General features: G+C 66.5%; 19 protein-coding genes. 16 read left to right on the top strand and 3 right to left on the bottom strand.

Features of this window, described 5'->3' with window-relative positions:
- Nucleotides 1–35: 35 nt before the first annotated feature.
- The gene (locus Ga0080574_RS08450) at nt 36–707 is read right to left on the bottom strand and encodes a hypothetical protein (RefSeq protein WP_076697052.1); all 672 of its coding nucleotides are present in this window, start codon (nt 705–707) and stop codon (nt 36–38) included.
- A 137-nt stretch (nt 708–844) separates the two neighbouring features.
- On the opposite strand from Ga0080574_RS08450, the gene parA reads away from it, so the two are divergent.
- Both parA and Ga0080574_RS08440 read left to right on the top strand, forming a co-directional pair.
- A complete protein-coding gene (gene parA, locus Ga0080574_RS08445; RefSeq protein ID WP_076697048.1) occupies nt 845–1,486 on the top strand; it encodes a ParA family partition ATPase in 642 nt (213 codons plus the stop codon).
- Between the two features lie 38 nt (nt 1,487–1,524).
- Nucleotides 1,525–2,367 carry a DUF6206 family protein gene (locus Ga0080574_RS08440; protein WP_076697044.1) on the top strand — a complete coding sequence of 281 codons (843 nt, stop codon included), beginning with the start codon at nt 1,525–1,527 and terminating at the stop codon, nt 2,365–2,367.
- A 45-nt stretch (nt 2,368–2,412) separates the two neighbouring features.
- On the opposite strand, the gene Ga0080574_RS08435 is transcribed toward Ga0080574_RS08440, so the two are convergent.
- Nucleotides 2,413–2,751 (bottom strand): hypothetical protein, encoded by a 339-nt coding sequence (locus tag Ga0080574_RS08435; RefSeq protein WP_076697040.1) that lies wholly within the window; start codon nt 2,749–2,751, stop codon nt 2,413–2,415.
- Between the two features lie 2 nt (nt 2,752–2,753).
- On the bottom strand, nt 2,754–3,407 hold the full coding sequence (gene fsa / locus Ga0080574_RS08430; protein ID WP_076697036.1) for a fructose-6-phosphate aldolase: 654 nt from the start codon (nt 3,405–3,407) through the stop codon (nt 2,754–2,756).
- Between the two features lie 105 nt (nt 3,408–3,512).
- Here fsa and Ga0080574_RS08425 point away from each other — a divergent pair, with 105 nt between their 5' ends.
- From Ga0080574_RS08425 to Ga0080574_RS08360, 14 genes are all read left to right on the top strand, one after another.
- On the top strand, nt 3,513–5,702 hold the full coding sequence (locus Ga0080574_RS08425; protein ID WP_076697032.1) for a primosomal protein N': 2,190 nt from the start codon (nt 3,513–3,515) through the stop codon (nt 5,700–5,702).
- Nucleotides 5,703–5,828: 126 nt separating this feature from the next.
- Nucleotides 5,829–6,626 (top strand): S49 family peptidase, encoded by a 798-nt coding sequence (locus Ga0080574_RS08420; protein WP_076697028.1) that lies wholly within the window; start codon nt 5,829–5,831, stop codon nt 6,624–6,626.
- A 1-nt stretch (nt 6,627) separates the two neighbouring features.
- On the top strand, nt 6,628–6,795 hold the full coding sequence (locus tag Ga0080574_RS26200; protein WP_237219340.1) for a hypothetical protein: 168 nt from the start codon (nt 6,628–6,630) through the stop codon (nt 6,793–6,795).
- Nucleotides 6,796–6,797: 2 nt separating this feature from the next.
- A complete protein-coding gene (locus tag Ga0080574_RS08410; RefSeq protein WP_076697020.1) occupies nt 6,798–7,754 on the top strand; it encodes a calcium/sodium antiporter in 957 nt (318 codons plus the stop codon).
- Between the two features lie 11 nt (nt 7,755–7,765).
- Complete coding sequence (locus Ga0080574_RS08405; RefSeq protein ID WP_076697017.1) at nt 7,766–8,557, top strand: SDR family oxidoreductase; 792 nt, start codon at nt 7,766–7,768, stop codon at nt 8,555–8,557.
- A 309-nt stretch (nt 8,558–8,866) separates the two neighbouring features.
- The gene (gene uvrC / locus Ga0080574_RS08400) at nt 8,867–10,744 is read left to right on the top strand and encodes an excinuclease ABC subunit UvrC (protein ID WP_076705792.1); all 1,878 of its coding nucleotides are present in this window, start codon (nt 8,867–8,869) and stop codon (nt 10,742–10,744) included.
- A 137-nt stretch (nt 10,745–10,881) separates the two neighbouring features.
- Nucleotides 10,882–11,745, top strand: coding sequence for a branched-chain amino acid aminotransferase (locus tag Ga0080574_RS08395; RefSeq protein WP_076697013.1), 864 nt, complete (start codon nt 10,882–10,884; stop codon nt 11,743–11,745).
- 67 nt (nt 11,746–11,812) lie between these two features.
- Nucleotides 11,813–12,268: a universal stress protein gene (locus Ga0080574_RS08390; protein WP_076697008.1), complete on the top strand. Its 456-nt coding sequence runs from the start codon at nt 11,813–11,815 to the stop codon at nt 12,266–12,268.
- A gap of 61 nt (nt 12,269–12,329) precedes the next feature.
- On the top strand, nt 12,330–12,785 hold the full coding sequence (locus Ga0080574_RS08385; protein WP_076697004.1) for a DUF2267 domain-containing protein: 456 nt from the start codon (nt 12,330–12,332) through the stop codon (nt 12,783–12,785).
- An 85-nt stretch (nt 12,786–12,870) separates the two neighbouring features.
- On the top strand, nt 12,871–13,428 hold the full coding sequence (locus Ga0080574_RS08380; protein ID WP_076697000.1) for a NifU family protein: 558 nt from the start codon (nt 12,871–12,873) through the stop codon (nt 13,426–13,428).
- A 14-nt stretch (nt 13,429–13,442) separates the two neighbouring features.
- The gene (gene tsaB, locus Ga0080574_RS08375; protein ID WP_076696996.1) at nt 13,443–14,177 is read left to right on the top strand and encodes a tRNA (adenosine(37)-N6)-threonylcarbamoyltransferase complex dimerization subunit type 1 TsaB; all 735 of its coding nucleotides are present in this window, start codon (nt 13,443–13,445) and stop codon (nt 14,175–14,177) included.
- Complete coding sequence (locus Ga0080574_RS08370) at nt 14,174–14,593, top strand: GNAT family N-acetyltransferase (protein WP_076696993.1); 420 nt, start codon at nt 14,174–14,176, stop codon at nt 14,591–14,593. Before tsaB ends, Ga0080574_RS08370 begins: the two co-directional genes overlap by 4 nt.
- A 148-nt stretch (nt 14,594–14,741) precedes the next feature.
- Nucleotides 14,742–15,746: a BMP family lipoprotein gene (locus tag Ga0080574_RS08365; protein ID WP_076696989.1), complete on the top strand. Its 1,005-nt coding sequence runs from the start codon at nt 14,742–14,744 to the stop codon at nt 15,744–15,746.
- A gap of 94 nt (nt 15,747–15,840) precedes the next feature.
- Nucleotides 15,841–17,445, top strand: a complete 1,605-nt coding sequence (locus Ga0080574_RS08360; protein ID WP_076696984.1) for an ABC transporter ATP-binding protein — start codon at nt 15,841–15,843, stop codon at nt 17,443–17,445.
- Nucleotides 17,446–17,500 lie beyond the last annotated feature (55 nt).

The following is a 17,500-nucleotide window of genomic DNA, read 5'->3' as shown; positions in this document are numbered from 1 at the left end:
GCACTTTAGTCATGACAGCACTGGCCGTGAAGGGGTCAGAATTCGCTCCAGACGCCGAGCAGCACGCCGAACGTATCAGCCCCAGCGAGATCCCAGGAGCCGCCGATTTCGGCGCTGAAGGCTGTGGTGAGGGGCAGCACGATGGAGGAGGCGAAACGCGCAAAGGCTTCTTTCCCGTAAGGTTGGCCGGTTTGCATCTGAAGCATGAGTTTCCGGTCCCTGCCGAGGTTCCAGCCCCAGGTGAGGTCGAGCTTGAAATCCGCCGCGCTTTTGCGCGGCGATATTTCGGCCAGCCCTTCGGCGGACAGCCAGCCGTTTCGCAGCCCCAGCCCGACGGACAGTCCGGGGCGCAGAACCGATTGCCCGTCGATTACGCCGAGCCCCAGCTCCGTCGCGATCTTGAGGCGGGCGTTGCGCATATGGAGAGGTACGCGGAGAAACAGCACGCTTTTCCCCTGGCCAGAGACCGAACGTCCCAGATCCGCGCCGAGGGTGAGGCGGTTAGTCAGCCCGTATTCGCCATAGAATGTGTAATATTGACCGGTCGGTTGCCGCGATGTCCAGCTTGTGATGTCCTGCGGCCAGAACAGGCGGACCGAGGTGCTGACAAAGGCGCGGCCTTGTTCCCGCGGCCAGGCACCGGCCTGAAGCGGCGGTCCGTTAAAAACCAAATAAAATATGAATAACAATACCGGCGCAATCCGCATCGGGGTTTCCTCGCTTACGGAGATCTTGCCGGCAGCTTGGTTAATGCGGCGTTAAGCCCGCTGAATGCCGATCCGGGAAAGCCTATGCTGCATCTGCAAAAAGTGTATTGTGGAACTCTGGGAATCGGGGGAATGACATGGCCGGATCGGTCATCACTGTGGCACAGCAAAAGGGCGGGTCGGGCAAGACCACGTTGTCGGCGAATCTGGCCGTCGGGTTTCGCACGATGGGGCGCTCGGTGGCGCTGATCGACACCGACCCGCAGGGCAGTCTCGGGCGCTGGTTCATGACGCGGATCGACCGCGATCCCGAGGCGGCAGAGGGCATCGAATTCGCCACCTCCTCGGCCTGGGGGATCACCTATGAGTGTCGCAAACTTGCCGAGCGCTTCGACGTGGTGATCGTGGACACGCCGCCCAAGGCCGACAGCGATCTGCGCCCGGCGCTGCGCGCGGCGGATCTGGTGATCGTGCCGGTCTCGATGAGTCATCTCGATCTCTGGGCCACGGAAAGCGTGTTGGATCTGGCGCGCCGCGAAAACCGCGAGGTGCTGATGGTGATGAACCGCACCCGCCCGGGCACGCGGCTCTCGGGCGAGATCACGGCGGCGGCGCAGAAGATGGAGGCGCGGATCGCCGAGGCGCAGTTCGCCAACCGCGTCGGCTATGCCGAGGCCTTCGGCCACGGGCGGAGCGCCGCCGAGGGCCGTAAGACCCCGGCGCGCGCCGAGGTCGAGGCGCTGTCGGCAGAGGTGGCGCTGGTGCTGGCGAACGGGTAAAGGGGGCACGACCCGCCCGACGCGGGAGAGGAGTGCCCATGACCGATCTCGCCGCCCTCGCAGAGACGATCCGCCGCCACGAGGCCGCGCAGGGCCAGCCGATCTCGCGGCTGGGATATTTCTGTGCGCCGTTCCGCCCCGGAGAGGGGCCGTTTTCGGATCGGGTGATCAAGGTCTATCGCGGGCTGCGCGACGACGCGGCGCTCGACCGGCTGGCGGCGGCGCATGACGACTATGTCGCCGCGCTGCGCGAGACCGGCGTGCCGCTGCCCGAGACCGCGTTTCATCTGCTGGAGGGCGACGGCCCGCGCGTGCCGGTGATCGTTCAGGAAGCGCTGCCCGAAACCGCGCTGATGCGCCCGCGCATGCAGGCGGAGGGGCTGGAGTCCACGCTGGAGATGATGGAGGCCGCCGGCCAGGTCATCGCGCGCTTCTGGAACGCCGCCGACCGTTTCGAGACGCGCATCGGCTTTCACCCCTCGATCCGCAATTTCGCGGTGCTCGACGGGCAGGCGGTGTTCTACGACACCTTTCCGCCGCTCATCCACTATTCCCGCGAGGAGATGGGCCGCATGCTGTTGCTGTTCTCCGACAAGCGGCTGATGCGGCTGATTGGCCCGCTGATGCGGGCGCGGGTGACGGGCATCCAGGACGAATGGTATTCGGCGCCCGAAACGCTGGTCGGGCTGGTGGGCTCGGCCTGCCGGCTGCGCCCGAAACATGCGCAGGCCTATCTCGACTGGGGGCGCGACTTCGCCGAACGCGCGATGCCGCGCTGGGCCGAAGAGGCGGTGGCCGGGATGCAGGCCGCGCCGCGCCTGCCGGGATACTGGACCGGGTTCCGCAAGCTGCTGGGGCTTCAGGGCGAACCCAATCTCTGACGCGGGGCAGAGATTTTTCGTACGAAAAATCTTGGGCGCGGCGCCTCAGTCCTGCGCAAAGATCTCCATCACCGCGGCGAACACGTCGCCGGGCAGGGCGGCGGCAAAGCTGTCGCGCAGGATCGGCCATTCCTCGCCATTGTCCTGCGCCACATCGCGCAGCGCCGAGAGCACGTCGCGTGTCCCGTGCGCCAATACGTCCAGCCGGTCGCCGTTTTTCAGCGACGCGTCGAGATAGTCGTCGAACGTGTCGCCGAAGAGCTCCGCCGGCACGCCATGCATTTCGAGCTGATAGGCCTGATAGGCGAGGATCACCGCCCGCTTGTCGAGCAGGCTCAGCGCGGCCTCGACCTGCCGGACCGAGAGCGGTGTCCTCCGTCCCATGATCAGACGATCTTGATCCCGGCCTTTTCCGCGTCGGCGAGAAAGGCGGCAAGGCCCTTGTCGGTCAGCACATGGTTGGCCATGGCCTTGATGACGGCGGGCGGGGCGGTGGCCACGTCGGCGCCGATCTTGGCGCAATCCGACATGTGGTTGGCGCCGCGGATCGAGGCGGCGAGGATCTGCGTCTCGTAGCCGTAATTGTCATAGATCTGGCGAATATCGGCGATCAGCTCCAGCCCGTCCAGATTGATGTCGTCGAGCCGCCCGATAAAGGGCGAGATGAAGGTCGCGCCGGCCTTGGCCGCCAGCAGCGCCTGGTTCGCCGAGAAGCAGAGCGTCACGTTGACCATCTTGCCCTCGCCGGTCAGCGTCTTGCAGGCGCGCAGCCCGTCGAGCGTCAGCGGCACCTTGACGGCGATGTTCGGCGCGATCTCGGCCAGCTTGCGGCCCTCGGCGATCATGTCCTCATACTCGGTGGCCACGACCTCTGCCGAGACCGGGCCTTCGACCATGTCGCAGATTTCCTTGGTCACTTCGAGAATGTCGCGGCCGGATTTGGCGATGAGCGAGGGGTTGGTGGTCACCCCGTCGACAAAGCCCAGGTCGTTCAGCTCGCGGATCGCGTCCACATCGGCGGTGTCTACGAAGAATTTCATTTGCGTCAGCCCTCCCGGCTTTGCTTGGCATTCGTCCGCGCGTGTCATACCCCATGGCAGGATGGGCCGAAAGCCCCTCATGCCATGCGCTAACGGAAACTCAACATGGATGCGTTCTACGACCAAGGCACGCTGGTCGCGGTTCTGACCACGCAGCCGCTCGACCGGCTGCTGGATTACCGCGCGCCCGAGGGCGGCTGTTTCCAGGGCGCCTTTGTCGAGGTGCCGCTGGGGCCGCGCAAGGTGCTGGGCGTGGTCTGGGGGCCGGGCAAGGGCGATTTCGACTATGCCAAGGTGCGCTCGGTGATCCGGGTGCTGGACGCGGTGCCGATGCGCGACGAGCTGCGGAGCTTTCTGGAGCGCGCGGGCGATTACACCCTGACGCCGATGCCCGCCATGCTGCGGCTTGCCACCCGCGCGCCGGGGCTGGGCGAGGCGCCCTCCATGCGACGCATCTACCGGCTGGGCGAGGGCGAGCCCTCGCGTCTGACCGATGCCCGCCGCCGGGTGCTCGACGTGCTGCGCGACATGGGCGGGCTGGCGCTCACCCAGGGCGAGCTGGCCGAGGCGGCGGGGGTGACACCCTCGGTGATCAAGGGGCTGGCCAAGACCGGCGCCGTGCGCGAGGAGGACGCCCCGCGCGACACGCCCTTTCCCCGGCTCGATGCGGACTACGGCGGCAAGGATCTGGCGGAGGATCAGGCGAAGGCGGCGGAGGTGCTGCGCGCCGGCGCCGCGTCGGGGCGCTACGGTACGGTGCTGCTCAAGGGTGTGACCGGCTCGGGCAAGACCGAGGTCTATCTCGAAGCGGTGGCCGAAGCGCTGCGGCAGGGCCGGCAGGCGCTGGTGCTGCTGCCGGAGATCGCGCTCACCGCCGAATTCCTCACCCGGGTCGAGGCGCGGTTCGGCGCAAAACCCGCCGAGTGGCATTCCGGCGTCACCGTGACCGAGCGCCGCCGCGTCTGGAAACAGGTGGCGCAGGGCGGCGCGCAACTCGTGGTGGGCGCGCGCTCGTCGCTGTTCCTGCCGTTCCGCGATCTCGGGCTGATCGTCGTCGATGAGGAGCACGACACCTCCTACAAGCAGGACGAGGGCGTGCTCTACAACGCCCGCGACATGGCGGTGCTGCGCGCCTCGATCTGTTCGGCGCAGGTGGTGCTGGCCTCGGCCACGCCTTCGCTGGAAAGCTGGGCCAACGCGGACGCGGGCAAATACACAAGGCTCGACCTGACCTCGCGCTTCGGCGCGGCGGTGCTGCCCGAGATGCGCAGCCTCGACATGCGCGGCGAGGATCTGCCCTCGAACCGCTGGGTCTCGCCCACATTGCAGGCGGCGGTGCGGGCGCGGATCGCGAAGGGCGAGCAGGCGATGTTGTTCCTCAACCGGCGCGGCTATGCGCCAGTGACGATCTGCCGGGCCTGCGGCCATCAGATCGGCTGCCCGCATTGCGATGCGCGCATGGTCGAGCACCGGTTCCTTCAGCGGCTGGTCTGCCATCAATGCGGCGAGACGATCCCCAAGCCCGAGACCTGCCCGAGCTGCGGCGCCGAGGACAAGCTCGCTGCCGTCGGGCCGGGGGTGGAGCGGCTCGCCGAAGAGGCGGCGGCGCTCTTTCCCGAGGCGCGGCTGGCGGTGCTGTCCTCGGATCTCTTCGGCTCCGCCCGGGCGCTGAAGGAAGAGATCGTGCGCATCGCCGAGGGCGGCGCCGATATCGTCATCGGCACCCAGCTCGTGGCCAAGGGGCATAACTTTCCGCTGCTGACGCTGGTGGGGGTGATCGACGCGGATCTGGGGCTTCAGGGCTCCGACCTGCGCGCCGCCGAGCGCACCTTTCAGCTCATGCGGCAGGTGGCGGGGCGTGCCGGGCGGGCGGAAAAGCCCGGCGTGGCGCTGTTGCAGACCTATCAGCCCGAGCACCCGGTGATCCGGGCGATCCTCTCGGGTGACGAAGAGGGGTTCTGGAAGGCCGAGGCCGAGGAGCGCCGCGCCGCCGGCATGCCGCCTTACGGGCGGCTCGCGGGGGTGATCCTCTCCTCGACCGATGTGCAGGAGGTGTTCGATCTCGGCAACGCCATGGCGCGGCAGGATGCGGCGCTGCGTCGGGTGGGCGCGCAGGTCTATGGCCCGGCCCCGGCGCCGATTGCGCGGGTGCGGGGGCGGCACCGGGTGCGGCTGCTGGTCAAGGCGCCCAAGGGCGTGGCGCTGCAACCGGCGCTGGCGGAATGGGCCGGGCAGTTCCGGCTCAAGGGCGAGCTGCGCATGGCCATCGACATCGACCCGCAGAATTTCTTCTGACCGCCGGGCATTGCCAGCCCCGGATGCCGCCGGAAAATGCATGTCTTCGGGCATTGCCCGTAACCTGCCGCGCTTCTTTGCCCGCTTGCCTTGTTTGTCCCCATGGGCGCGTCTACATCACATCGCATGAAACGCTGGATCCCTTTTCTAAAGTCGCGCCCGAGCGTCGCCATCGTGCGGCTTCAGGGCACCATCGGTGCCTCGGGCCGCAGCGCGCTCAACGATGCCGGGCTGCGTCCGCTGCTCGAAAAGGCCTTCCGCCGGGGCAAGCCCGACGCGGTGGCGCTGGAGATCAACTCGCCCGGCGGCTCGCCGGTGCAAAGCTCGCTGATCGGCGCGCGCATCCGCCGCCTGTCGGAGGAAACCGGCGTGCCGGTCTATGCCTTTGCCGAGGATGTGGCGGCCTCCGGCGGTTACTGGATCGCCAGCGCCGCGGACGAGATCTATGCGGATGAAAGCTCGATCCTCGGCTCCATCGGGGTGATCTCGGCGGGGTTCGGCGCGCATGTCTTCCTGCAACGGCAGGGGATCGAGCGCCGGGTGCACACGGCGGGCAAGTCGAAAAGCCTGCTCGACCCGTTCCGCCCGGAAAAGGAAGAGGATGTGGCGCGGCTCGAAAAGGCGCTGGGCCAGCTGCACGACACCTTTATCGCGCAGGTTAAGACGCGGCGCGGCGACAAGCTCGCCGCCGATCCCGAGCTCTTCACAGGCGAGATCTGGATCGGCAAGGCGGCCTGTGACGTCGGGCTCGCCGACGGGGTCGGCCATCTGGTGCCGGTGATGAAGCAGAAATTCGGCGACAAGGTGCGGTTCCGCCGCTACGACATGCGCCGCCGGCTGCTGCCGCGCCTTGGCGTGGCCATGGCCGAGGACGCGCTGGAGGTCATCGAGGAACGCGCCGCCTATGCGCGGTTCGGGCTCTGACGTGCTGGCCAAGATCGTTGCGATATTCCTGATTGTGATGGCTGTGCTCGGCATCTTCGGAAAGCTCCGGATGCCCGGCGCCCGCCGTCTGGCCGAAAAGAAATGCCCGCGCTGCGGCCGTTACCGGATCGGTAAGGGCCCCTGCGGCTGCGGGGAAAAGAAGGGCTGATCATGGTCTTTGTCTACGCGGCTCTCGGGCTGGTCATCCTGCTTCTGGCAGGGGACGCGCTGGTCAAGGGGGCGGTGAATCTGTCGCTCAGGGTGGGTATCCCGGCGCTGATCGTGAGCCTGACCATCGTCGCCTTCGGCACCTCCGCCCCCGAATTGCTGATCTCGATCCAGGCGGCGCTCGAAGGCGTGCCGGGGATCGCGCTTGGCAATGTTGTGGGCTCGAACACCGCCAATGTGCTGCTGGTGCTGGGCATCCCGGCGCTGATCGCGGTGATGCAGACCTCCACCCATGATACGCGCAAAAGCTATGTGATCATGCTGGCAGCCTCGGTGTTGTTCATCGCCATGGCCTTTCGCGGCGTGTTCGACCGGCTGTCGGGCTTTGTGCTGCTGGCGGTGCTGGCGGTGATCCTGAGCGATTCCGTGAGAGACGCGCTGCGCCACCGGCGCGAGGGCAAACATGATCCGGAGTTGGAAGATCTTGAAGAGCCCGAGGGCGCCGACCCGGACATGCCTGGCTGGAAGATTGCTCTGTTTCTGGGGCTGGGCCTTGTCGGTCTGCCGCTGGGCGCCGATCTGCTGGTCGACAGCGCCACCGAGATCGCGCACATGTTCGGCGTGCCCGACACGGTGATCGGGCTCACGCTGGTGGCGCTCGGCACCTCGCTGCCAGAGCTTGCGACCACGGTGATGGCGGCGATCCGGCGTCAGGCGGATGTGGCGCTGGGCAATGTCATCGGCTCGAACCTGTTCAACCTGCTGGCCATCATCGGGGTGGCGGCGCTGATCAAGCCGATGCCGGTGGATCCGGAATTCCTGCGCTTCGATCTCTGGGTGATGCTGGGCGCCTCGCTGCTGCTTATGCCCTTCGTGTTCTGGGGGCGCGATCTGGGCCGGGTCTGGGGTGTGATCTTGTCGGCGCTCTACGTGGGCTACATTGTCGTCGTACTGATCTGACGGGGGAAACGATGGCGATTGCGGAAAAACGCGCATTGGTGACCGGTGCGGGCCGCCGGCTTGGGCGCGCGATGGCGCTGCATCTGGCCGGGCGCGGCTTTGACGTAGCGGTGCATTACGCGGGCTCCGAGGGGCCGGCGGAGGAGCTGGTGGGCGAGATCCGGGCGATGGGTTGTAAGGCCGTCGCCTTGCAGGCAGATCTGCTGCACGAAGCCCCCGCCGAGGCGCTGCTGCCGCGCGCGGCGGAGGCGCTGGGCGGGCCGGTCACGGTGCTGGTCAACAACGCCTCGATTTTCGAATACGACAATCTCGCCAGCACCACCCGCGAGGGCTGGGACCGGCATTTCGACTCGAACCTGCGCGCGCCCTTCGTGCTGATCCAGGCGCTGGCGGCGCAGGTGCCGGAGCCGCGCGAGGACGAGATGGGCGAGCCGCTGGCGCAGGGGCTGGTGGTCAATATGATCGACCAGCGGGTGCGCAAGCTGACGCCGGAATTCATGAGCTACACGCTGGCGAAATCGGCGCTCTGGACGCTGACCCAGACCGCCGCCATGGCGCTGGCGCCGCGGGTGCGGGTCAATGCGATCGGCCCGGGGCCGACCCTGCGCGGCGGCCGGCAGAGCGAGCAGCACTTCGCCCGCCAGCGCGCCGCGACGATCCTGGAACGCGGCGCCAATCCCGGCGATATCACCGCGGCGCTGGGCTATCTGCTCGACGCGCCGGCGGTCACGGGCCAGCTGATCTGCGTCGATGGCGGGCAGCATCTGGGCTGGCGCACGCCGGATGTGCTGGGCGTGGAATGATCTGTCCCCGGGTCAAGTTTTGCACCGGTCTTGGAATCGTTAGAAGAACGTTACAAAATCGTCGTGAGGTCAATGGCTTGGCAAGATGCTTGAAAAAATATCAAGCCTAATCAGTGTGTTATATTTTTGCCCAAAAAACAGGCGTTGTAAGGAACCGGTAAGAAAACAAGGAAAATTTCGCGCTGACGGGATTTTGCCCGCAGGTTTATCCACAGCTTTGGTGGATGGAAAATTCCTTGATCTTGTCGGTCCGGCATTGCAGCCCGAGCAGGAGAATCACGGCTTCGTGACGATTTGAGTGCCAACGACATGAGCGATACACCCCAGACGGAAAATGCCGACGTGCCGCACGGCTTTGAGGTGATTCAATCCTACCTGAAGACGCTGGATTCGAGCCCGGGCGTTTACCGGATGTTGGATGAGCAGAGCCGTGTGCTCTATGTGGGCAAGGCGCGCAATCTGCGGGCGCGGGTGTCGAACTATGCGCGTCCCTCGGGGCATTCGCGGCGCATCTTCCGGATGATCTCGGAAACCGCGTCGATGATGTTTCTCACGACCCGCACCGAGACCGAGGCGCTGCTGCTCGAACAGAACCTGATCAAGCAGCTCAAGCCCAAGTTCAACGTGCTGCTGCGCGACGACAAGTCGTTTCCGAATATCCAGGTCACGACCGAGCATGCCTTTCCGCAGATCCGCAAGCATCGCGGCGCCAAGACCGAGAAGGCGGCCTATTACGGCCCCTTCGCCAGCGCCGGTGCGGTGAACCGCACGCTGAACCAGCTGCAAAAAGTGTTCCTGCTGCGCAACTGCTCGGATTCCATGTTCGAGAGCCGCACGCGGCCCTGCCTGCTCTACCAGATCAAGCGCTGCTCGGCGCCCTGCGTCGGCTATATCTCCGAGGCGGATTACGCGCGGTCGGTAAAAGATGCGCAGCGCTTTCTCTCGGGCAAGTCGACCGGTGTGCAGGAGGCGCTGGCGGCGCAGATGATGGAGGCGTCCGAGGCGATGGAGTTCGAGCGTGCTGCCGCCCTGCGCGACCGCATCCGCGCGCTGACCCAGGTGCAGACGGTGCAGGGGATCAACCCGCGCGGCGTGGCCGAGGCGGATGTGATCGCGCTGCATATGGAGGGCGGGCAGGCCTGTGTTCAGGTGTTCTTCATCCGGGCGCATCAGAACTGGGGCAACAAGGATTACTATCCCCGCGTCGGCGAGGATGTGGAGGCCGCCGAGGTGCTGGAGGCGTTCCTCGGCCAGTTCTACGACACCAAAGAGCCGCCGCGCCTGCTGCTGCTGAGCCACGGAATCGAGAATGCGGACCTGATGGCCGATGCGCTTTCGGGCAAGCTTGGCCGCAAGGTCGAGATCGCGGTGCCGCAGCGGGGCGAAAAGGCCGAGCTGGTGGAGGGGGCGGCGCGCAATGCCCGCGAGAGCCTCGCCCGGCGCATGGCCGAGACCGCGACCCAGGCGAAGCTGCTGCGCGGGGTGGCGGAGGCCTTCGGGCTGGAGGCGCCGCCGCAGCGGATCGAGGTCTATGACAACTCGCATATCATGGGCACCAATGCGGTGGGCGCGATGATCGTCGCCGGGCCGGAGGGGTTCCTGAAGAACCAGTACCGCAAGTTCAACATTCGCGGCGATGATCTGACGCCGGGCGACGATTTCGGCATGATGAAGGAGGTGCTGACGCGGCGCTTCACCCGGCTGCTTAAAGACGATCCCGAGCGCGACAAGGGGCTCTGGCCGGATCTGCTGCTGATCGACGGTGGCGCCGGGCAGGTCAGCGCCGTGGCCGAGATCATGCGCGAATACGGGGTCGAGGACATTCCGATGGTGGGGGTGGCCAAGGGCATCGACCGCGACGCCGGCAAGGAAGAATTCCATCGCATCGGCCAGCGCCCCTTTGCGCTGCGCCACAACGATCCGGTGCTCTATTTCATCCAGCGCCTGCGCGACGAGGCGCACCGCTTTGCCATCGGCACGCACCGGGCGAAGCGCGCCAAGAGCCAGATGGCCAACCCGCTCGACGAGGTGCCCGGCGTGGGGGCCTCGCGCAAGCGGGCGCTGCTGGCGCATTTCGGCTCGGCCAAGGCGGTGTCGCGCGCCAATCTCGCCGATCTCAAGGCGGTGGACGGGGTCAGCGCGGCGCTGGCGGAGCGGATCTACGCGTTTTTCCACGAAAACGGCTGAGCCGGGGGCAAATCTTTTATCAAAAGATTTGCAAATTCCTTCGAAGGAATTTGCCGCAGCGCCTGTGACGGTCCGTGCACTGGACCTTCCTCGCGGTGCCGCCTACCGTGGCCGCAAATCTTCGGAGGACGCAATTCATGGCAGTGGGAAAGAACATCCGCACCTATTTCCAAGGCACCTGGCACGATGGCGATATCCCGGTGATGAAGGCCTCCGACCACGGTTCCTGGCTGGGCAGCACCGTATTCGACGGCGCGCGCTATGTGAACGGGCTGGCGCCGGATCTCTATGCCCATTGCGCGCGGGTGAACCGCTCTGCCGAGGCGCTGATGCTGGTGCCCACGGTTTCGACCGAGGAGATGGTGCAGATCGTCTGGGAGGGGCTATCGGCCTATCCCAAGGACGCTGCCGTCTATATCCGCCCGATGTACTGGGGCATCCATGGCGACCCCACCGCGATCGTGCCCGCCCCCGACCAGACCGGTTTCGCCATCGGCCTCGAAGAGATCCCCGTCGCGCCGCCCAGTGCCACCACCACGCTCGGGCGCACGCGCTTTCGCCGCCCCGTCATGGAGGACGCGGTGGTCAACGCCAAGGCGGGCTGTCTCTACCCCAACAATGCGCGCATGCTGGCCGAGGTGCGGGGCCGTGGTTTCGGCAATGCGCTGGTGGCGGATGCCATGGGCAATGTCGCCGAAAGCGCCACCGCCAATGTCTTCATGGTGAAGGACGGGGTCGCCTTTACCCCCATCGCCAACGGCACCTTCCTGTCGGGCATCACCCGGGCGCGCCACATCGAGAACATGCGCGCCGACGGCATCGAGGTGCATGAGACGGTGCTGGGGTTTCAGGATTTCGAAGACGCCGATGAGGTGTTCCTGTCGGGCAACCTGCACAAGGTCACCCCGGTGGTGGGCTTCGAGGAGAGCAGCTATCAGATCGGCCCCGTCACCCAGCGCGTGCGCGAGCTCTACTGGGACTGGGCTGCCAGCGAGGGCTGAGCGCGCTCAGATGCCCCGTTGCCAGTGCCGCGCCCCTGCGCCATGATCCCGCCGAGGGAGTGATACCATGCGCAAGTTTCTTGTCGTGCTCGACGACAGCCGCGAATGCCTGAACGCCATGCGCTTTGCCGCCATGCGGGCGGCGCGCACCAAGGGCGGCGTGACCATCCTTTCGGTGATTCCGCCGGATGAATTCAACCACTGGATCGGCGTCGGCGACCTGATGCGCGAGGAGGCCCGCGAGCGCATCCACGCGCATTTCGAGGTTTTCGCGAAATGGATGCGCGACCGGCAAGGGGTCGATCCCGTCCTGGTGATCCGCGAGGGCGATGTTGTGAGCGAGATCCTGGCGCAGGTACGCGAGGACGAGGATATCGGCGTGCTGGTGCTGGGTGCCGCCTCGGGCAAGAAGGGGCCGGGGCCGCTGGTCAGCCAGCTCAGCAAGGGCTCGGGCAGCCTGCCGATCCCGGTGACCATCGTGCCGGGGGATCTGTCGAAGGAACGGCTGGAATCGATCACCTGACGCCGCGCGTGCGGTGGGCGCAGCTTGCGTATTTGGAAAGAGAAGAAGACAGGGGGACGCCATGCCGATGCCCTGGACCTACCGCCACCCGGAAAAGGAGTGGCGGCTGTTTCTCGACGATATTCGCGAGGTGATGGGCACGCCTTCGTCCAATGTAGCCTATACGGCGGCGGAAGGGGTCTTTGGCGCGTTCCGGTCGCGGCTGGACGTGGTGCAGGCGCTTGGTTTTGCGCAGGTCTTGCCTGCCGTGCCGAGGGCGCTCTTCGTGCAGGGCTGGGAGCCGGCGCCGCCGGTGCCCTGGGCGGATCGCCGCACCTACCTTGCCGAGGCGAAAGCGCTGCGCGCCGATCACAATTTCATTGCCGATACCGCGGTGGAGGCGGTGTCGTATGCGCTGAACCGGGCGCTGCGCCCGGATGTGCTGGCGAAGGCACTGGCGCGTATCGGGCCCGAGGCCGAGGCGTTCTGGCGGCTCACGGGCTATTCCGAGGCGGATTTGACCCCGGGAATCCGCTGAAGAGATATCTTAGAACGGTTCTAAACCTTGACGCCTGCCGGCGGGAGGCGCATATACAGGGGGCCCGGAGAAAGGTACCGCCCAGATGTTTATTCAGACCGAATCCACCCCGAACCCCGCGACGCTGAAGTTCCTGCCCGGACAGTCCGTTCTGGGCAGCGGCACCGCGGATTTCCCCAGTGCCGAGGGCGCCGAGGCCTCGCCGCTCGCCAAGCGCCTCTTCGGTGTGAAGGGCGTCGCCGGCGTGTTCTTCGGCAGCGATTTCGTCACCGTGACCAAGGACGACACCGCGGATTGGGATCACGTCAAACCGGCGGTGCTCGGCGCGATCATGGAGCATTTCCAGTCCGGCGACCCGGTGATGGCGGGCGAGGGCGGTGCCTCAGGACATGCCACCTTTGAAGGGGAAGACGAGGAGATCGTCGGCCAGATCAAGGAGCTGCTCGACAGCCGGGTGCGTCCGGCAGTGGCTCAGGATGGCGGCGACATCACCTTCCACGGCTTCGAGCGCGGCGTGGTCTATCTGCACATGCAGGGCGCCTGTGCCGGTTGCCCCTCCTCGACCCTGACGCTGAAGATGGGCATCGAGAACTTGCTGCGCCACTATATCCCCGAAGTCACCGAGGTGCGTCCGGTCGCCTGACCGGGCCGGCGGATATGACTTCAGAGCCCACGGTTCTCGCCTTCGACACATCGGCCGCGCATTGCGCGGCCGCTCTGCTGTTGGGCGGGCAGATCGTCGCCGAGAACCGCGAGGAGATGGGGCGCGGCCAGGCGGAGCGGCTGATGCCGATGCTGGGCGCGCTGCTCGACGAGGCCGGCGCGGTCTGGGAAGAGCTCGACGCGGTGGCGGTGGGCATCGGGCCGGGCAATTTCACCGGCATCCGGATTTCCGTCGCGGCGGCGCGCGGGCTGGCTCTGTCGCTGGGCATCCCGGCCATCGGCGTGTCGGAATTCGAAGCCCTGCGCGGCCCCGGCGGTCTGCATGACAGCCGCCCCGAGCTGGTCAGCCTGCGCTCGTCCCGGCGCGGCGCCGATGTGGTGGTGCAGATGTTCGACGGCGCGGCGCCCGCGGGCAAGCCGGTGGAGCTGGCGATCTATGACGATGCGGAGGCGCTGCGCGCGCGGGTGGCGCATGTGCCGGCGGGCGTGCCGGTGGTGGGCGCCGAGGCCGGCGCGCTCAACACGGTGCTTAACGAAGGGCGCGATGCGGCGGATGTGCCCTTTGCGGCCTATTGCATGGATTGCATGGGCGGGCCTGCGGCCGCCATCGCCCGCGTGGCGGCGGAAAAGCTGCGCATGGGCCAGCCCGGCCCGCGCCCGGCACCGCTCTATATCCGTCCCGCCGATGCGGCGCCCTCGAAAGAGCCACCGCCGGTGATTCTGCCATGACAGCCGCAGAACTGGCGGGCATCGCCGCCCGCGCCTATCGTCACATGACCCCATGGCGCGAGGCCGATTTCGCCGCCACGCTCGGCCATCCCACCACGGTGCTCAGCGCGGGGGAGGGCGCCTTTGTGCTGGGTCGCGTGGTGGCGGGCGAGGCGGAAATTCTGGCGCTGGCGACCGATCCCGAACGCCAGCGGCAGGGGGCTGCCCGCGCCGTTCTGGTGGCGTTCGAGCACGCGGCCATGGCGCGCGGGGCGGAGGAAATCTTTCTCGAGGTGGCCGCTGCCAACACACCCGCGCGGTCCTTCTACGAGGCCTGTGGCTACGCCCGCGCGGGCCTGCGCAAAGCCTATTATACCTGCCCCGACGGAAGCCGCGACGATGCGCTGCTCATGCGCAAGGCGCTGCCCGAAAATTAGGCTTTGACCCTGCGCAACCCTTCGGCCTCTCACGCAAAAAGCAGTTGACCCTCCTTCGCGTCAACGCCTTAATCGGGCATGATCTTCATGGATCGGGGTACCGAGCGCGGGGCAACGCCCGCAGCCATCCAACACCTGGGAGCACGACATGAGCTTGATGAAACATTTCCTCGGCGCCGCCGCGACGCTGGCACTGAGCGCGGGCGCCGCGCTGGCCGATCCGGCGCTGATTTACGACCTGGGCGGCAAATTCGACAAGAGTTTCAACGAGGCGGCCTATAACGGTGCCGAGGCCTATGTGGCGGAAACCGGCGGCTCCTACCGCGATATCGAGCTGCAATCCGAAGCGCAGCGCGAGCAGGCGCTGCGCCGCTTCGCCGAGGCCGGCTTCAACCCGGTGGTGACCACCGGCTTCTCGATGTCCTCGCCCATCGCCTCGGTCGCGGCGGATTACCCGGAGACCAAATTCGTCACCATCGACGGCTTCGTGAACCCCGAAGAGCATCCCAACGTGCTGTCGATCCTGTTCTCGGAACATGAGGGTTCGTATCTTGTCGGCATGATGGCGGCGATGGCTTCGGAGACCGGCACCGTCGGCTTCATCGGCGGCATGGACATTCCGCTGATCCGCAAATTCGCCTGCGGCTATGCCCAGGGCGCGCTGGCCGTGAACCCCGACGCCAATGTGATCTCCAATATGACCGGTACCACGCCCGCGGCCTGGAACGACCCGGTGAAAGGCTCTGAGCTGACCAAGGCGCAGATCTCGCAGGGCGCGGATGTGATCTATGCCGCCGCCGGCGGCACCGGGCTCGGCGTGCTGCAAACCGCCGCCGACGAGGACATCCTGTCGATCGGCGTGGACAGCAACCAGAACTACCTGCACCCGGGCAAGGTGCTGACCTCAATGCTCAAGCGCGTGGATGTCGCCGTGAAAGAGGCGATGGAAGCGGGCGAGGACCTGGAAACCGGCGTCATGGTGCTGGGCCTGGCCGAGAACGGCGTGGGCTATGCGCTCGACGACGACAACGCCCCGCTTGTCAGCGACGAGATGAAAGCCGCCGTCGACGCGGCGCGCGAGCAGATCATCGCGGGCGAGATCGAGGTCCACGATTATTCCTCGGATGACAGCTGCCCTGTGCTGAGCTTCTGATTTTCCGACCTGCGGGGCGGCGCGATCCGCCCCGTGATCCAAGGGGCCGCGTGGCGCGCGGCCTCTGCCCTGTCCGGCAGGAGCCACCGACGCCATGACCGACACCGCCCCCGCCATCGAGCTGAAAGGCATCTCCAAGGCCTTCGGACCGGTTCAGGCCAACAAGGATATCTCGATCCGCGTCATGCCGGGCACGATCCACGGCATCATCGGCGAGAACGGCGCCGGGAAATCGACGCTGATGTCGATCCTCTACGGCTTCTACAAGGCCGATGCGGGCGAGGTCTGGATCCAGGGCAAAAAGACCGAGATCCCCGACAGCCAGGCCGCCATCGCCGCCGGCATCGGCATGGTGTTCCAGCATTTCAAGCTGGTGCAGAACTTTACCGTGCTGGAAAACGTCATCCTCGGCGCCGAGGACGGGCCGATGCTGCGCCCCTCGCTGGCGCGCGCCCGCGGCGTGCTGAAATCGCTGGCCGAGGAATATGAGCTGAATGTCGATCCCGATCAGCTCATCGAAAACCTCTCCGTCGGCCACCAGCAGCGGGTCGAGATCCTCAAGGCGCTCTACCGTCAGGCCGATATCCTCATCCTCGACGAGCCCACCGGTGTGCTGACCCCCGCCGAGGCCGATCACCTGTTCCGCATCCTCGACAACCTGCGTTCCGAGGGCAAGACCATCGTCCTCATCACCCACAAGCTGCGCGAGATCATGGAGATCACCGACACCGTCTCGGTCATGCGGCGCGGCGAGATGACGGCGACCGTGAAAACCGTCGAGACCTCGCCGGAACAGCTCGCCGAGCTGATGGTGGGCCGCAAGGTGCTGCTGCGGGTCGACAAAGCGCCCGCGAAGCCCGGCGCGCCGATCCTTCAGGTCGACACCCTGCGCCACACCGACCGGCACGGGGTCGAGCGGCTCAAGGGCGTGTCGCTGGAGGTGAAGGCGGGCGAGATCCTCGGCATCGCGGGGGTGGCCGGCAATGGCCAGTCCGAGCTGCTGGAGGTGCTGGGCGGCTATGCCGACGCAAGTGGCACCGTGCGGGTGAACGGCACCGAGATCGACCTCACCGGGCGGCATTCCGACGGCCAGTCGCGGCGCGCGCGCGGCATCGCCCATGTGCCCGAGGACCGCCAGACCGAAGGGCTGATCATGCCCTACACCGCCTGGGAGAACATCGTCTTCGGCTATCACCGCGACCCGCGCTACCAGTCGGGCCTCTTGATGAACAATGCGCTTATCAGGGACGAGGCGCAGGACAAGATGACCCGCTACGACGTGCGCCCGCCCAACCCCAACCTCGCGGCGCGCAACTTCTCCGGCGGCAACCAGCAAAAGATCGTGCTCGCCCGCGAGATCGAGCGCGACCCCGATATCCTGCTCATCGGCCAGCCGACGCGCGGCGTCGATATCGGCGCCATCGAATTCATCCATCAGGAAATCGTCCGCCTGCGCGATCAGGGCAAGGCGATCCTTCTGGTCTCGGTCGAGCTCGACGAGATCCTGTCGCTCTCCGACCGCATCGCGGTGATGTTCGACGGCCGGATCATGGGCGAGCGCCTGCCGTCCGAGACCGACCAGACCGAGCTCGGCCTGCTCATGGCGGGCGTGACCGAGCGCCCCGACAAACCGCTGATCGAGGCGGTGGACGCCCAGCTCGACGCGAAAGAGGCGCGGGAGGCCGAACAGCATGACTGAGCCCGCCATTTCATCTTTCTCGAAATACTCCCGCCGGAGGCACCCGCGCCCGCAG

It is taken from the genome of Salipiger abyssi, from assembly GCF_001975705.1.
Lineage (GTDB): Bacteria > Pseudomonadota > Alphaproteobacteria > Rhodobacterales > Rhodobacteraceae > Salipiger > Salipiger abyssi.
Note: the sequence above shows the minus strand (reverse complement) of the source record. Positions and strands in the feature narration are given on the sequence as shown.

Coding starts and splice junctions, on each gene's coding strand:
- Ga0080574_RS08380 (WP_076697000.1), top strand. CDS start 12,871: ATGTTTATTCAGACCGAATCCACCCCGAACCCCGCGACGCTGAAGTTC.
- Ga0080574_RS08365 (WP_076696989.1), top strand. CDS start 14,742: ATGAGCTTGATGAAACATTTCCTCGGCGCCGCCGCGACGCTGGCACTG.
- Ga0080574_RS08360 (WP_076696984.1), top strand. CDS start 15,841: ATGACCGACACCGCCCCCGCCATCGAGCTGAAAGGCATCTCCAAGGCC.
- Ga0080574_RS08435 (WP_076697040.1), bottom strand. CDS start 2,751: ATGGGACGGAGGACACCGCTCTCGGTCCGGCAGGTCGAGGCCGCGCTG.
- Ga0080574_RS08450 (WP_076697052.1), bottom strand. CDS start 707: ATGCGGATTGCGCCGGTATTGTTATTCATATTTTATTTGGTTTTTAAC.
- uvrC (WP_076705792.1), top strand. CDS start 8,867: ATGAGCGATACACCCCAGACGGAAAATGCCGACGTGCCGCACGGCTTT.
- Ga0080574_RS08440 (WP_076697044.1), top strand. CDS start 1,525: ATGACCGATCTCGCCGCCCTCGCAGAGACGATCCGCCGCCACGAGGCC.
- Ga0080574_RS08420 (WP_076697028.1), top strand. CDS start 5,829: ATGAAACGCTGGATCCCTTTTCTAAAGTCGCGCCCGAGCGTCGCCATC.
- Ga0080574_RS08410 (WP_076697020.1), top strand. CDS start 6,798: ATGGTCTTTGTCTACGCGGCTCTCGGGCTGGTCATCCTGCTTCTGGCA.
- fsa (WP_076697036.1), bottom strand. CDS start 3,407: ATGAAATTCTTCGTAGACACCGCCGATGTGGACGCGATCCGCGAGCTG.
- Ga0080574_RS08425 (WP_076697032.1), top strand. CDS start 3,513: ATGGATGCGTTCTACGACCAAGGCACGCTGGTCGCGGTTCTGACCACG.
- parA (WP_076697048.1), top strand. CDS start 845: ATGGCCGGATCGGTCATCACTGTGGCACAGCAAAAGGGCGGGTCGGGC.
- tsaB (WP_076696996.1), top strand. CDS start 13,443: ATGACTTCAGAGCCCACGGTTCTCGCCTTCGACACATCGGCCGCGCAT.
- Ga0080574_RS08395 (WP_076697013.1), top strand. CDS start 10,882: ATGGCAGTGGGAAAGAACATCCGCACCTATTTCCAAGGCACCTGGCAC.
- Ga0080574_RS08385 (WP_076697004.1), top strand. CDS start 12,330: ATGCCGATGCCCTGGACCTACCGCCACCCGGAAAAGGAGTGGCGGCTG.
- Ga0080574_RS08390 (WP_076697008.1), top strand. CDS start 11,813: ATGCGCAAGTTTCTTGTCGTGCTCGACGACAGCCGCGAATGCCTGAAC.
- Ga0080574_RS08405 (WP_076697017.1), top strand. CDS start 7,766: ATGGCGATTGCGGAAAAACGCGCATTGGTGACCGGTGCGGGCCGCCGG.
- Ga0080574_RS08370 (WP_076696993.1), top strand. CDS start 14,174: ATGACAGCCGCAGAACTGGCGGGCATCGCCGCCCGCGCCTATCGTCAC.